The organism is uncultured Williamsia sp. (genome assembly GCF_947494875.1).
GTDB lineage: Bacteria > Actinomycetota > Actinomycetes > Mycobacteriales > Mycobacteriaceae > Williamsia_A.
In genome coordinates this window covers 180,874-195,220 of the sequence record NZ_CANLWM010000004.1, presented here as the reverse complement: position 1 = coordinate 195,220, position 14,347 = coordinate 180,874, and the positions used below count along the sequence as shown (strand labels likewise).

Annotated in this window: 14 protein-coding genes and 1 pseudogene; 10 read left to right on the top strand and 5 right to left on the bottom strand. The window is 70.5% G+C overall.

Annotated features, from left to right (window positions below):
* The first annotated feature begins 47 nt into the window (after positions 1-47).
* The gene (locus Q1A98_RS11265) at positions 48-932 is read left to right on the top strand and encodes a phosphatidylcholine/phosphatidylserine synthase (protein WP_299573811.1); all 885 of its coding nucleotides are present in this window, start codon (positions 48-50) and stop codon (positions 930-932) included.
* A 3-nt stretch (positions 933-935) separates the two neighbouring features.
* On the opposite strand, the gene Q1A98_RS11260 is transcribed toward Q1A98_RS11265, so the two are convergent.
* Positions 936-1,400 (bottom strand): hypothetical protein, encoded by a 465-nt coding sequence (locus tag Q1A98_RS11260; protein WP_299573297.1) that lies wholly within the window; start codon positions 1,398-1,400, stop codon positions 936-938.
* A gap of 170 nt (positions 1,401-1,570) precedes the next feature.
* On the opposite strand from Q1A98_RS11260, the gene Q1A98_RS11255 reads away from it, so the two are divergent.
* The 7 genes and pseudogenes from Q1A98_RS11255 (at position 1,571) to Q1A98_RS11225 (ending at position 9,630) form a co-directional block, all read left to right on the top strand.
* Positions 1,571-4,522 carry a Na+/H+ antiporter subunit A gene (locus tag Q1A98_RS11255; protein WP_299573295.1) on the top strand — a complete coding sequence of 984 codons (2,952 nt, stop codon included), beginning with the start codon at positions 1,571-1,573 and terminating at the stop codon, positions 4,520-4,522.
* Positions 4,519-5,118: a Na(+)/H(+) antiporter subunit C gene (locus Q1A98_RS11250; protein ID WP_299573293.1), complete on the top strand. Its 600-nt coding sequence runs from the start codon at positions 4,519-4,521 to the stop codon at positions 5,116-5,118. The genes Q1A98_RS11255 and Q1A98_RS11250 overlap by 4 nt, the downstream gene beginning before the upstream one ends.
* Positions 5,115-6,722, top strand: a complete 1,608-nt coding sequence (locus Q1A98_RS11245) for a Na+/H+ antiporter subunit D (protein WP_299573290.1) — start codon at positions 5,115-5,117, stop codon at positions 6,720-6,722. The genes Q1A98_RS11250 and Q1A98_RS11245 overlap by 4 nt, the downstream gene beginning before the upstream one ends.
* Positions 6,719-7,462, top strand: a complete 744-nt coding sequence (locus Q1A98_RS11240; protein WP_299573287.1) for a Na+/H+ antiporter subunit E — start codon at positions 6,719-6,721, stop codon at positions 7,460-7,462. The genes Q1A98_RS11245 and Q1A98_RS11240 overlap by 4 nt, the downstream gene beginning before the upstream one ends.
* Positions 7,459-7,713: pseudogene (locus Q1A98_RS11235) on the top strand (monovalent cation/H+ antiporter complex subunit F); the annotation flags it as partial. The gene Q1A98_RS11240 and the pseudogene Q1A98_RS11235, both read left to right, overlap by 4 nt.
* A 185-nt stretch (positions 7,714-7,898) precedes the next feature.
* A complete protein-coding gene (gene mnhG / locus Q1A98_RS11230; RefSeq protein ID WP_299573284.1) occupies positions 7,899-8,222 on the top strand; it encodes a monovalent cation/H(+) antiporter subunit G in 324 nt (107 codons plus the stop codon).
* Between the two features lie 148 nt (positions 8,223-8,370).
* Positions 8,371-9,630 carry a CdaR family transcriptional regulator gene (locus Q1A98_RS11225; RefSeq protein ID WP_299573281.1) on the top strand — a complete coding sequence of 420 codons (1,260 nt, stop codon included), beginning with the start codon at positions 8,371-8,373 and terminating at the stop codon, positions 9,628-9,630.
* 12 nt (positions 9,631-9,642) lie between these two features.
* Here Q1A98_RS11225 and Q1A98_RS11220 read toward each other — a convergent pair whose 3' ends face one another.
* The 4 genes from Q1A98_RS11220 to Q1A98_RS11205 all read right to left on the bottom strand — a co-directional run bounded on the left by Q1A98_RS11220 (position 9,643) and on the right by Q1A98_RS11205 (position 12,573).
* Entirely contained in the window at positions 9,643-10,812 is a 1,170-nt protein-coding gene (locus Q1A98_RS11220) for a glutamate--cysteine ligase (RefSeq protein ID WP_299573278.1), read from the bottom strand.
* The gene (locus Q1A98_RS11215; protein WP_299573276.1) at positions 10,809-11,525 is read right to left on the bottom strand and encodes a superoxide dismutase family protein; all 717 of its coding nucleotides are present in this window, start codon (positions 11,523-11,525) and stop codon (positions 10,809-10,811) included. Before Q1A98_RS11215 ends, Q1A98_RS11220 begins: the two co-directional genes overlap by 4 nt.
* A gap of 93 nt (positions 11,526-11,618) precedes the next feature.
* The gene (locus tag Q1A98_RS11210; RefSeq protein ID WP_366943429.1) at positions 11,619-12,152 is read right to left on the bottom strand and encodes a LytR C-terminal domain-containing protein; all 534 of its coding nucleotides are present in this window, start codon (positions 12,150-12,152) and stop codon (positions 11,619-11,621) included.
* Between the two features lie 22 nt (positions 12,153-12,174).
* The gene (locus tag Q1A98_RS11205) at positions 12,175-12,573 is read right to left on the bottom strand and encodes a DUF3263 domain-containing protein (RefSeq protein ID WP_299573273.1); all 399 of its coding nucleotides are present in this window, start codon (positions 12,571-12,573) and stop codon (positions 12,175-12,177) included.
* Between the two features lie 167 nt (positions 12,574-12,740).
* Between Q1A98_RS11205 and Q1A98_RS11200 the strand changes: the two genes are divergently transcribed.
* Together Q1A98_RS11200 and Q1A98_RS11195 are read left to right on the top strand one after the other, a co-directional pair.
* Positions 12,741-13,361, top strand: a complete 621-nt coding sequence (locus Q1A98_RS11200; protein WP_299573272.1) for a peptide deformylase — start codon at positions 12,741-12,743, stop codon at positions 13,359-13,361.
* Positions 13,358-14,332, top strand: coding sequence for an N-acetyltransferase (locus tag Q1A98_RS11195; RefSeq protein WP_299573269.1), 975 nt, complete (start codon positions 13,358-13,360; stop codon positions 14,330-14,332). Before Q1A98_RS11200 ends, Q1A98_RS11195 begins: the two co-directional genes overlap by 4 nt.
* The last annotated feature ends 15 nt before the right edge of the window (positions 14,333-14,347 follow it).

Genomic DNA, 14,347 nt, shown 5'->3' with positions numbered 1-14,347 from the left:
TGACATCACGTCGCACGCTGCGCCGCTCCGGCGCACCGTCGTCGCGCATCCGTCGGCCCGGGCGCACCGACCGCGATCGCCGCGTCCCCGACCTCACCGCCGGCCGCCTGCTCATCCCCTCCGGTCTCACGGTCCTGGCCATCTGCGCGGGGCTGTCGGCGGCGCGCTTCGCGCTCGACGGCCGCGTCGACCTCGCGGTCGGGATGATCGCGGCGGCAGCCCTGCTCGACGGCGTCGACGGCCGGATCGCGCGACTGCTCGACGCGACCACCCGCATCGGCGCCGAGCTGGACTCGTTGGCCGACGCGATCAACTTCGGCGTCGTGCCCGCGCTCACCGTCTACCTGCTGCTGCTCCGTGGTCAGGACGCCGGGTGGGTCATCGTGCTGGTCTTCGTCTGCGCGATCGTCCTGCGCCTCGCCCGGTTCAACATCCTCGACGACGACGTCACCGCACCCGAGTACACGAAGGACTACTTCACCGGCGTGCCCGCTCCCGCCGCGGCCATCATCGCGCTCCTGCCCGTGGCGTGCGAGCAGCAGTTCGGCGACGGCTGGTGGACCTCGACCGCCGCCGTGGGCGCCTGGGTCCTGGTCAGCGCGGGACTCGCGGTCAGCCGGATCCCGACCGTCTCGGTGAAGACGGTCTCGGTGCCGCCGCACAAGCTCGTCGGCATCCTCATCGTGGTCGCGATCGGCGCGGCCCTGCTGGTGACGTTCCCGTACGTCCTCATGCTGCTGCTCATCGCGGGGTACCTCGCGCACATCCCGTTCGCGTGGCGCGCGAGCCGGTGGACGGCGAAGCGTCCGCACACCTGGGACAAGGCCCCGGCCGAGCGGCGCGCCGAACGTCGCGCCGCTCGCAGCCGGGACCGCGTACGTCCCCTGCGATCGCAGGCCCGCCTCGGGCTGCGGCGGCCCGGTCGGCCCTGAGTCCTATCCGCGGGTGACCTGGTAGAAGACGGAGTTCCCGCCGCCGGCGGCACCGGCGACCGCTCCGACCTCCACGGTGTAGCGCGTGCCCGACTTCGTCGCGGTCAGCACCACCACCTTGTTGCCGCCGTCGGTGGTCCGCTGCTGTTCGGCGTAGCCCGCCTTCGTCAGATCCGCGACGGCGTCGTCGAGTGCGGTGGTCGCGTTCGCGGGTCCCTGCACGGTGAGGTTCCAGCCCTCGTCCGCCGTCCCGCCCGCGGACAGAAGTGGCCCGGCCAGGACGGGGACGTCGGACTTCGGGAAGTCCGACGGCAGCGACAGCGCCGACGGCCCGGTCGACTCCGACGGCGAACCCGACCCGGATCCGCACGCGCCGAGCAGCCCGCACAGCGCGACGGCCACGGCCGCGATCAGCAGTGTCGTGCGCGGCAGGACGCGCCGCGGTGCGGCGGTCGAGATGGCATGCATGGTGTCCCTCCGTTCCGGTGAGGCAACCTACCGGCAGCGGCCCGGGGCCGTCGGGCCGACACGTCGGTGGCCGACCCCGCCCGGTAGAGTCGACACCGCGGATGAGCAGCGGCGTCGGCCTGCGCGGTCCGTGACACCCCGCCCATGCCGGACGAGACGAGGTGCCCCCCGTGATCGCGATCCTGCTCGCCCTCGCCGTCACGGCAGGGCTGGCCCCCGCGATCCTCATCTGGCTCGGGCGGCGCGGTTTCTACGTCCTCGCTCTCGCTCCCGCCCTGGCGACCGTCGTCGTCGTCATGCGGTGGCCCACCGCCGACGACCCGTGGACCGAGCGCATCTCGTGGGTGCCCGCACTGCGCATGGACATCGACCTGCGGATGGACACCCTCGGCGCTGTGATGTCGGTCTTGGTGCTCGGCGTCGGCGCTCTCGTCCTCTGCTACTGCGCCGAGTACTTCGACAGCGGCGATGCATCCGCCCCGCGGCGGGTGACGCGCCGCGTCGCCGGGTTCGGCGGCGAGATGGTCGCGTTCGCGGCGGCCATGTTCGGACTCGTCGTCAGCGACAACATGATCGTCCTCTACATCTTCTGGGAGGCGACCACCGTCCTGTCGTTCCTGCTGGTCGGCTTCTACGCCCAGCGCGCGACCTCGCGACGCGCCGCCACCCAGGCGTTGCTGGTGACCACGGCCGGCGGCCTGGCGATGCTCGCCGGGATCATCGTGCTCGGTGAGCGCGCCGGCAGCTATCTCCTGTCCGACGTCGTCGCGTCGCCGCCGTCGGGCACGGCGGTGACCGTCGCGATCGTGCTGATCGTGGTGGGTGCACTGAGCAAGTCGGCGATCGTGCCGTTCCACTTCTGGCTGCCCGGCGCGATGGCGGCGCCCACCCCGGTCAGCTCGTACCTGCACGCCGCCGCGATGGTGAAGGCGGGCATCTTCCTCATCGCCCGCCTCGCACCCGGCTACTCGGACCTGCTCGCGTGGCAGATCCTGTGCGTCGGCCTCGGCGGCCTCACGATGATCCTCGGCGGCTGGCGCTCGCTGCGTGAGTTCGACCTGAAGCTGATCCTCGCCTTCGGCACCGTCTCGCAACTCGGGTTCCTCATGATCCTGGTGGGCGTCGGCGACGCGAACGTCGCGCTCGCCGGTGTCGCGATGCTGGTGGCACACGCTCTGTTCAAGGCGTCGCTGTTCATGGTCGTCGGCATCATCGACCACCAGACCGGCACCCGCGACGTGCGCAAGCTGGCCCGGCTGGGTTCGGCGGCACGGGCACTCGCCGTCATCGCCACGCTCGCTGCGGCGAGCATGGCGGGCCTCCCGATCACCATGGGCTTCGTCGGCAAGGAGGCCGCACTCGCCTCCCTGCTCGAGTACCGCGGTGTCGGCGGCTGGGAGGGCGGCGTCCTCACTGCGGTCGTCGTCCTCGGGTCGGTCCTCACGATGGCCTACACCGTGCGATTCCTGTGGGGCGGCTTCGGCCGCAAGGTGCAGACGACCCCGAGCGCGGCCGTCGCGAGGATGCACCGACCGTCGCCGTTGTTCCTCGTCCCCGCAGGCGTTCTCGCCGTCGCGGGTGTCGTCGCCGGGTTCCTCGCCTCGCCGCTCGGCGACGTCCTCGAGCGCTACGCGACGACCCTGCCCGCGAACGGACACGAGATCGAGCACCTCGCGATCTGGCACGGTTTCACGCCGGCGTTGGGCCTCACCGCCGTGGTCGTCGTCGGCGGTGTCGCCACGTTCGTGATCCTGCGGGCTCGTCGTCGCCGCCTCGGGTTCACCACCCCACCGCTCGGCAATGCCGACCGCATCTACGACGCCGTGCTGCGGGGCGCCGACGTCGCCTCGCTCGCGCTGACACGCGTGACCCAGACCGGGTCCCTGCCGGTGACGCAGGGCGTCGTGATGGTCACCCTCGTCGTCACACCGCTCGTCGCCCTGTTCCTCGGCAACCGGAACCGTCTGGCGGTGGCCGGGTTCGACTCGCCGATCCAGATCGTCGTCGGCCTCATCATGGTCGCGGCCGCCGTCGCCGCGACCATCCTGCGCAACCGCCTCGCCGCGACCCTGATCGTCGGCGTCACCGGTTACGGCTGCGGCATGATCTTCGCGTTCTACGGCGCACCCGATCTCGCCCTCACCCAGTTCCTCGTCGAGACCCTGAGCCTGGTCATCTTCGTGCTGGTCCTGCGCAAGCTGCCGGCCGAGACCGAGAAGCGTCATCTCACCGGGTTCCGGCCGCTGCGCGCGCTGATCGCCCTGTCGTTCGGCGCGTTGCTGGTGGTGATGGGTCTGTTCGCAGCGGCGGCCCGCACCACCCAGGGTGTGGCCGCCGACCTCCCGCGCGCGGCCTACGAGTACGGCGACGGCGCCAACGCCGTGAACGTCCTCCTCGTGGACATCCGGGCGTGGGACACGCTCGGCGAGGTGTCGGTGCTGCTGGTGGCCGCGACCGGCGTGGCGTCGATGGTGTTCCGGCACAGGCGGTTCGGCGCCGCACCCCGCGTCGCCGACGCCGCCCGTCACCAGGGCGCCGACCCGGACGCCGTCTCCGGCGACAGCCCCGCGCCGACCCCGGAGCCGCCGATGCCGTTGGCGCGCACGACGTGGCTGCGCGGCAGTGAGCTGCGCGACCCGCGCCACCGCTCGATGGTCCTCGAGGCGACCACACGCCTCATCTTCCCGACGATGGTGGTGCTCTCGATCTACTTCTTCTTCGCCGGCCACAACTCCCCCGGCGGCGGCTTCGCCGGCGGCCTGACGATGGGCATGGCCCTGGTGCTGCGGTATCTCGCCGGCGGACGGTACGAGCTGGGTGAGACCATCCCGTTCGACGCCGGCCGCATCCTCGGTGTGGGCCTGGCGCTGGCGGCGGGTACCGCGATCATGTCGGTGCTCCTGGGTGCGCCCGCGCTGTCCTCGGCGACGCTGGAGATCCACCTCCCGGTGCTCGGCGACATCAAGTTCGTCACCGCGCTCGTGTTCGACCTCGGGGTCTACCTGATCGTGGTCGGCCTCGTGCTCGACGTGCTACGCAGCCTCGGCGCCCGCCTCGACATCGAGGAGACCGCCACCACCGCGCGGGCCGGCCAGACCGCCGAGGTGGTGACGAACGCATGACCATCGACCCGGATCCCGTGAACCTCGGTCTGCTGATCGTCGTCGGCCTCGTCGCCGCCTGCGGCGTGTACATGTTGTTGGAGCGCAGCCTCATCCGGATGCTGCTCGGGCTCTTGCTCGTCGGCAACGCCGTGAACCTGCTGATCATCGTGACGGCCGGCAGCATGGGGAACCCGCCGATCTACGGGCGTACGTCGGACAACCGACCCGCCGACGCCGACCCGCTCGCCCAGGGCATGGTCCTCACGGCCATCGTCATCACGATGGGCGTCGCGGCCTTCGTCCTGGCACTGGCCTATCGATCGTTCACGATCAACACCGACGACGACGTTCCCGACGACCCCGAGGACCGCAAGGTCTCGGCGCAGTCGCTGTCGAGCGCACCCGACCGCGACCGTAGCGACGACCCCCTCACCGGCGTCGACACCACGGCCGGTGACATGTTCGACGACGACGGGAACCCGTTGTCGGCGGACGAGGTCCGCGAGCGCAAGCGCAGCCGCATCGAGGCCGACCTCATGCCGTCGGACGACGACTCCGACACCGACGACCTCATCGACGACGAGTCGCTGCTCGACGAGGAGCGCAAGCGATGACCGTCGACCGGTCGTGGTTCGCGACCCTCGTCGTGTTGCCGACGCTGCTGCCGCTGATCGGCGCGGCCCTGACGCTCGTCATGGGTCGCAGTCCGAAGGTGCAGCGTGCCGTCACGATCGTCGCGATCGCCGGCGCGTTCGTCGCGTCGTGCCTGCTGCTCTACCTGACCGACCGCCACGGGACCTACGCACTGCACGTGGGCGGGTGGGATGGGCGCGGCACCGACAACGGTCCGCTGGGCATCACCCTCGTCGTGGACCAACTGTCGGCGCTGATGCTGGTGGTGTCGACGATCGTCCTGCTGTGCGTGGTGCTCTACGCCGTCGGCCAGGGCATCCGGGACGGCACCACCGAACAACCGGTGTCGATCTTCCTGCCGACCTACCTCGCGCTGACCGCGGGCGTCTGCAACGCCTTCCTCGCCGGCGACCTGTTCAACCTGTTCGTCTCGTTCGAGGTGCTGCTGGCCGCGAGTTTCGTCCTGCTGACCCTCGGCGCCAGCGCCGACCGTGTCCGCGCCGGCGTGTCCTACGTGATGGTGTCGATGGTGTCGTCGCTGATCTTCTTGGCGGGCATCGGTTTCGCGTACGCCGCCACCGGCACCCTCAACCTCGCCGAGATGGCGGTGCGACTGCAGGACGTCCCCGACGGCACCCGCACGGCGCTGTTCGCGGTGCTGCTGGTGGCGTTCGGGATCAAGGCGGCGGTGTTCCCGCTGTCGACGTGGCTGCCCGACTCGTACCCCACCGCGCCGGCCCCGGTGACCGCGGTGTTCGCCGGGTTGCTCACGAAGGTGGGTGTGTACGCGATCATCCGGGCGCACACGCTGCTGTTCCCCGGGGGGTCGATGGACACGGTGCTGCTGGTCGCCGGGCTGCTGACCATGCTCGTCGGCATCCTCGGCGCCATCGCCCAGGCCGACATCAAACGACTGCTGTCGTTCACCCTGGTCAGCCACATCGGCTACATGATCTTCGGCGTCGCCCTGTCGTCCCGCTTCGGGCTGTCCGGCGCGATCTACTACGTGGCGCATCACATCCTCGTGCAGACGACCCTGTTCCTCGTCGTCGGTCTCATCGAACGCCAGGCCGGGTCGGCGTCGCTGCGTCGCCTCGGTGGGCTCGCCGCGAGTCCCCTGCTCGCCGGCCTGTTCCTGATCCCCGCGCTCAACCTCGGTGGCATCCCGCCGTTCTCCGGGTTCATCGGGAAGGTCGCGCTCATCGAGGCCGGTACCCAGGACGGCAGCGTGCTCGCCTGGATCCTCATCGCCGGATCCGTCGTCACCAGCCTCCTGACGCTCTACGTCATGGCCCGCGTGTGGACCAAGGCGTTCTGGCGGCCCCGAGCCGACGCGCCCGACGGTGACATGGCGGACACCGGGCCGTCGGCCCTGGTCGACGAGGAGGGTGACATCGCGTTCGGCGAGCGTGTCGACGTCGGCCGCATGCCCATCGGCATGGTCGTCCCGACGATGATGATGGTCGTCGCCGGTGTCGCCCTGACCATCTGGGCGGGACCGATCTTCGACTTCGCCTCCAGCGCCGCGGGCGATCTCGGCGACCGCGGCGTCTACATCGGCGCGGTGTTGGGCGGTCCTCGATGACACGACCGATGGGCCCCACACCGACCAAGGGTCGTGTCCGCGGCTCGCTGCACCACCTGTGGCGGGTGAGCTTCATGTTCGTCGCCTGGCACCTCACCCGCGGGGCGGTGTGGGTGAAGAATCGCGTGCACGTGCTCTCCTGGTTCGGCTCCGACGGTCGCGAGGTCGCCGTCCGCCTGTGGACCATCGCCTGGCTCACGTTCGTGTGGGTGCTGTTGTGGGGAACCATCTCCTGGGCGAACATCCTCGGCGGCATCGCGGTCGCGATCGTGATCCTCACCCTGCTGCCCCTGCCCCGTGTCCCCGTCGAGGGTCGTATCCACCCGGGCACCGTGCTGCTGCTGGTGGTGCTGCTCGTCCGCGACTTCTTCGCCTCGAGCGCCGAGGTGGCGTGGCTGGCGATCCGGCCGGGACGCCCGCCCCTCAGCGCGGTGCTGCGCGCCCGGGTGGCCATCAAGTCCGACCTCGTCCTGACCCTCGCCGTCGACTACATCAACCTGGTGCCCGGCACGATGGTCGTCGAGATCGACCACCGACGACGGCTGCTGTACGTCCATCTGATCGACGTGTCGTCGGAGAAGAAGGTCCGCGACTTCCATGCCCAGATGGCCCGGGTGGAGAGACTGTTCGTGCGCGCCTTCGAACGCGACAGCGAATGGCACCCGAGCCCGTACCACGGCATCGACGACGAGTTCCACCGTCCGTTGCCGACGCCGCCCGCCGGAGGTGCACGCCGATGATGGTCGTCTGGATCGCGGCCGCGGCGATGTTGCTCGCCGCCGCGGCGATCACGATGGTGCGCGTCCTCGCCGGACCCAACACCCTCGATCGCCTCGTCGCGCTCGACACGCTCATCGCCCTGTCGATGTGCAGCCTCGCCGGGTGGGCGGCCTACAGCCTCGACTCGACCGTCGTGCCCGGCGTCGTTGCGCTGGCCCTGCTGAGCTTCGTCGGGTCGGCGGCCATCGCCCGCTTCCGCGTACGCGACAACGTCGTGCGCGTCCTGCCGCCGCGCGAGGAGACCTCGTACGCCTCCAGCCTGGGGCCCGACACGGTCGCGGGGACGGACGTCGACGTCGACATCACCGCCGCCGGCCACGCCGACAGCGCCCTGGACGAGGCGGACGGGGACCCGGAGAAGAAGAACAGGAACACCGAGACCGACAGGGGACGCCCATGATCACCGACATCGTCGTCGCCGTGCTCGTCCTGCTCGGTTCGCTGCTGGCACTGACCGCGGCGATCGGCGTCCTGCGCTTCCCCGACACCCTCACCCGCATGCACGCCACGACGAAACCGCAGACGTTCGGCCTGCTCCTCGTCCTGATCGCCGCGATGATCCGACTGTCGGGCAGCGTCGACTTCGGCATGCTGGTGCTGTCCGGGCTGTTCGCACTGATCACGGCCCCGGTGGTCGCCCATCGCATCGGCCGGCTCGCCTACCAGGAGCAGCGGATCGCCGACTTCGACGAGCCGTCCCCGCGCGGCTCTGACACCTGAGGCGCCTGGTGTCCAGCCGACGTCGACTGTTTTGTGTGCGAATGGTCGCTTTGCCCTGTCGTTCGCATCGGATATGGTTCACGTCACAGCACCGTCGCAACACGCTGTGGGGGATGAGCGACGGCGAACGACCGGGGAGGGTCATCACATGACGTCGAACAGCGGCGCCGAGGATTCGCGCAACACGGGTCTGACCATCACGGTCGCGGGCCGACCCGCATCCCGATCCCTCGCGGACATCAACAAGCTCGCAGCGCAGATGGTCGGGCACTTCGCCGACAACGTCGCGCCCTGCCACACACTGCCGGGCGAGCAGTTGCACGGCGACGTCACCGCGGTCACGCAGACCTGCCTGCGCATGGCCGTCGAGGTGCTCGACCAGGGGACACTGCCCGACGAGGCACAGCTCGCCTATCTGCGGGAGTCGGCGGCGCAGTGGGCCCGCGAGGGCGTCCCGCTCGACACGATCATCCACACCTACCACGAGGGCATCAAGGTCGGCTTCGACCTCATCGCCGCACAGGCCTCCCAGGACGACTTCTCCGAGCTGATCCCGGCGTTCCGACTGGTCATGGGTCTGCTGGACAGCTTCACCGTGGCAGTCTCGACGGCGTACGTCGAGGAGCACCACCTCGTCGCCGGGCAGCACCACTCCGCCACGCAGACGCTGATGTCGGCGCTGCTCGCCGGTCACACCGCGTCCGCGGTCGCGCGGCAGACCGGCCTGCCGGTGGCGCAGAACTACCAGGTCGTGTCGATGGCGATCGCGCCGCACCCCGACGAGCTCGACCCGCGGGTGAACACCAAGATCGCTGCCCGTCGCAAGCTCCGCCGCGTGCAGTCGACCATCGGGTCGATCTTCAACGGCCGCGCGCTGACGCTGCTGTCGAACCGGGGTGGAACCGTCCTGATCCCGGCCGACGCCGACATGCCGCGGCTGACGCCCGCCCTGCTCGAAGAGATCAGTGCGACGGCGGAGGCGCCCATCATCGCCACCCAGGCGATGGGCCCCACCGACACCATCCCGACGCTCAGCGAGGAGACGCACGAGCTGATGGACCTGGTGCGGGCCATCCGCCGTCCGCCGGGTCTGTACCAGATGCAGGATCTGCTCATCGAGTACCAGATCACGCGCCCCGGCCCGGCGCGCGACCACCTCGCCGCCACCCTCGCGCCGCTGGAGAACCACCCGGAGCTGCTCGAGACGCTGCGCGTGCACCTCGAGACGGGGCTCAACCGCAAGGGCACGGGTCGGCGGATGCACATCCACCCGAACACCGTCGACTACCGGCTCCGCCGGATCACACAGACGACGGGTATCGATCTCGCTCTGCCCGAGGGCATCTCGCGCGCACACATCGCGCTGCTCGCCCTCGACCTCGAACAGCAGGCGCTGCGCCCGTCCTGAGCGACCGACGCGTCAGTCGCGGTCGAGTTCGGCGACGACCGCGGCGACCACGTCGAACATGCTGCCGGTGCGTTCGAGCACCGCGCGCTGACGTTGGTACGACGCCTTGCCCGTCACGATCGACCACACCGAGGCCAACTCGTCGGAGCACCCGAGCCGGGCGGCCGTCGGGGCGAGACGGGTGAGGATGTCGGCGAGGTCGTCGGTGACGAGACGCTCGGAGCAGTCGGCGTCGGTGATGATGACCGCGTCGAGTCCGTATCGCGCTGCACGCCATTTGTTCTCCTGCACGAGCCACGGCGCCATCTCGCGCGGCAGTGTGCCGGCCGTGAACTGCTCGTCGAGATCGACGACGAGGCAATGGATCAGCGCGACGATCGCGCCGAGCTCGGCCAGCGAGGAGACGCCGTCGCAGACCCGGACCTCCACCGTCCCCAGGCGTGGCGACGGCCGGATGTCCCAGCGGACCTCGTTGATGTCGTCGATGATGCCGGTGGTCTTCTGGTCGGCCACGAACGCTTCGAACTGCTCCCATGTGGCGAACTGGAACGGCAGCCCCGCGGTGGGCAACTGTTGGAACATCATCGCGCGGTTGCTCGCGTACCCCGTGTCTGTCCCCGACCACATCGGCGACGACGCCGACAGCGCCAGCAGGTGCGGGTAGAACGCCAACAGCGCGTTGACGATCGGCAGCACCTTCTCGCGGCGGTCGATGCCGACGTGCACGTGCACGCCCCAGATGAGCATCTGCCGGCCCCACCACTGCGTGCGCTCGATCAGTTCGGCGTATCGCGGCGACTCGGTGAGTTGCTGCGTCGACCACTCGCCGTACGGGTGCGTCCCGGCGCCGAACAGGTCGACTCCGATCTCCTCGGCCATCCCCGAGACGACGCGCAGGGTCCCCCGCAGGTCGTCGACGGCCTGGCCGGTGGTGGTGCACACCCCGGTCACCAGTTCGACGGTGTTGCGCAGCAGTTCTCGGTGCACCCGCTGCTGCAGGGCGGGATCGTCGTGGGCGACGACCTTCTCGAACAGCGCGGCCGCCGAGTTGGACAGCTCACCCGTCACCTTGTCGACGAGGGCGAACTCCCACTCCACCCCGATCGTCGGGGTCGGTGACCCGCTGAAGTCGATGGGTTCCCGCACCACCGGATGGCCGTCCTGGGCGGGTGAGACGGTCACCCCTGCTCGATGACCCCGCAGGCCACCCGCGACCCGGCGTCACCCGTGGCGAGGGTCTCGCTGTCGGGGGCCGGCGCGTAGCGGCTCGGGATGTTCGCGAAGTTGTCGGGACCGGAATGGATGATGATCGCCTTGCCGGTGATGTCGCTCAGCGTCACGGCGTCGGTGGTCGTCACCGTCTCACCGCGGCCGTTCTGGTCGACCTGGATGGAGACGAGGTCGCCGCTGGCGGGGTGTCCGGTGCGGCCGTCGACCTGCAGGTGACCGCCCGCGGAGAGGAACGCGCCGGGGGCGCCGCCGGTCGGGGCGGTGCTGTTGTTCTCGCACTTGCCGACGGCGTGGATGTGCATGCCGTGGAATCCCGGGGTGACGCCGCTGGTGACGGTGACGTCGACGCGGACGGCGTTCGACCCGGAGCTGGTGAACGTCGCGGTGCCGACCGGGGTGCCCGACGGCGAGATGAGCGAGGCGGTGAGCTCCGAACCCGACCCGGACTGCGCCGACGTCGAACCGCCGGCACCGTTGCCCGACTCGCCCTCACCCAGGCCGCCGGGGGCCTGGTCACCGGTGATGACCGCGGGGGTGGTGCCCGGCGTCGACGTGGGCTCCTCCCCCGGGCTGCAGGCGGCGAGGACGGCGCCCACGGCTGCGGCCGAGGCCAGGGCCGCGGTGACGCGACGAGCGGTGCGGCGGTGGGTCGGCTGGAACGTCATCGCTGGTGTTTCTCCCTCGCGTGCAGGCGCCGGGCCTGGCCGGTTGTGTCCCGGCGATCATATCGGTCGGGATGAGGGCGACCGGTCACCGACCTAGCGCGTGAGGACGACGACCGCGATCCCGCCGCGGCACTGCGTGAACGCCGAGGGACGGGCGTCGATGCTGGCGCCGCCGTCGAGATCGTCGGCGATCTGCTGGGCCTGTGCGCGCTGAGACGCCGTGTAGAACACGGTGTTCTCGGTGATGCTCGACGTCGACAGGTTGCCCGGGGCGCTGGTGCGGTAGCCCTTGGCCTTGAGTGCGTCGGTCACCTCGACGGCGAGGCCGGTGATGGTCCCCGCGTTGTAGACGCACACCAGCGGGCTCGACGCGGACGCACCGCTCTCCCCTGCCGCGCCGGCGGTACCGGACGTGGACGGGCTCGTCGACGAGGAGGACGGCGCCGCAGTGGTGCTGGGCGACGCCGACTCGGACGCCGCGGCCGCCTGCAGCTGGGCTTCCGGGCTGCTGTCGGACCTCGCGGCGGAGTGCCAGCCCAGACCGACGAACACGATGGCCACCGCCAGCAACAGCATCGCGCCGGCCCGTAGCGGCAGGCGGTTGGAGTCGCGGTCCGGGGTCGTCACGGGCGCCACTCTACAAAGAGAGTCAGGTGATCTCGAAGCCGAGACGGCGCGCGGCCCGCGCCTTCTGGCGGCTCGCCCGCAGACGTCGCAGTCGCTTCACGAGCATCGGGTCGACGGCGAGCGCCTCCGGACGGTCGACGAGGGCGTTGAGCACCTGGTAGTACCGCGTCGCCGACAGGCCGAAGAGTTCCTTGATGGCCTCTTCCTTCGCGCCGGCGTACTTCCACCATTGGCGCTCGAAGGCGAGGATGTCGTGTTCGCGGCGGGTCAGTCCGTCCGGACCGACGACGTTGGCGTCGACCTGATGACCGTCTGCGTTCGTTCCGACCGGCTGACCGCCGGGACTCTGGGGTGTGGTCGTGTCGGCGGGGGAGGGCTCGCCTGCCGACCCCTTCTGGCTACGCGCGGTTGCGCCGTCCATCTCGCTCCCTCGAGGTACACACTGCGGACACACCGGGTGCGCGACACGTCTGTCCCGACCGAGTTACACCGATGTGTTTCGTGAGTCATCTAAGCACGGTCGCGCGCCGATTCGCGGGTGCGCCGTGCCGGACGAACGCACCGGATGTGCCGAGTAATCTCCCCCGCATGGCGATTCTCCCGATCTGCATCGTCGGCGAGCCGGTGCTGCACGAGCCCACCGCACCGGTGGAACTCGACGCCGACGGCCGTCCGCCCGCCGACGTGGTCGCCCTGATCGACGACATGTACGAGACGATGGACGCCGCGCACGGCGTCGGCCTCGCGGCCAACCAGGTCGGTGTCGGGCGGCGATTCTTCGTCTACGACTGCCCCTCCGGCGAGACGCGTGCCTCGACACGTCGCCGCGGCGAGGTGATCAACCCGGTCCTCGAGACGTCCGAGATCCCCGAGACCATGCCGGACCCCGAGGACGACGACGAGGGTTGCCTGTCGGTGCCCGGCGAGCAGTTCCCGACCGGTCGCGCCGACTGGGCCCGCGTCACCGGTGTCGACCGGACCGGCGCCGAGATCGTCGTCGAGGGCACGGGCTTCTTCGCACGGATGCTCCAGCACGAGACCGGCCACCTCGACGGGAAGCTGTACGTCGACGTGCTCGTCGGTCGCAACGCGCGGGCGGCGAAGAAGGCCATCAAGCGCAACGGCTGGGGCACACCGGGTCTGACATGGACGCCGGGTGAGGATCCCGACCCGTTCGGTCACGATGACCCCGACGACACCGACGAGTGACCTCGCCCGTCGACGGCGCGCCCGGCGACCGGGTGGTCGTCCGGTTCGCGAAAGGCGACGGCGCGCCGGGTGACTGGCGCCGCGATCCCTCCGCGACGCGCTCCGACGTGACGGGGACCCTGGTGTCCGCCGGCGCCGACGCCGTCGTGGTCGAGCGCGACGGCGATCGGATCGTCATCCCGCGCGACCTCGTCGTCGCTGTGCGCGTCCTGCCCGATCGGGCGGTGCGCACCAGCGAGATCCGCGAGTTGGAGACCGCGGCCGCCCACGGATGGCCGGGGACGGATCGGGCCACCGTCGACGGATGGCTGCTGCGCGCGGGCGGGGGATGGTCGCGTCGTGCGAATTCGGCCGTGCCCCTGGCCTTCGGGGTGACCGCTGACGTCGCGACGCTGTCGGTGATCCGGCGGTGGTACGACGACCAGGGACTGCCCACCACCATCGCGGCCGTCGACCGTGTCCTCCCCGTGGGCGCCGTGCCCGAGGGTTCCGCCGGCGTGCGCGTGGCGGTGATGACGCGGGACATCCGGCTCGGTCGTCGCGATCCGGCTGTCGCGGTCGAGGTCTCGGCCACGCCGTCAGATCAGTGGCTCGCCACGGTGATCGGGCACCGCGACGAGGTCGTCGATCCCGCGGTCGCCGCCGAGGTCCTGCGCGCGGTCGTCGACGGAACGCTCCTGTTCGCGTCGGTGGTGGTCGACGGGACGCTCGTCGCGACGGGACGAGGCGCGATCACCCGGTCCGCGGACGCCGCCCCGACATGGCTCGGGTTGTCCTGCCTCTGGACGCATCCCGACCACCGGGGCCGGGGGGTCGGTGCCGCGGTGATAGTTGCCCTCATGCAGGCCGCCAGGGACGGCGGGTGCGATCGCGTCTACCTCCAGGTGGAGCAGGACAACACCGCCGCGATCCGGTTGTACCGCCGCCTCGGCTTCGTGCGGCACCACGGGTACGGCTACCGCACCCTCTGATCGGGGTCACATGCG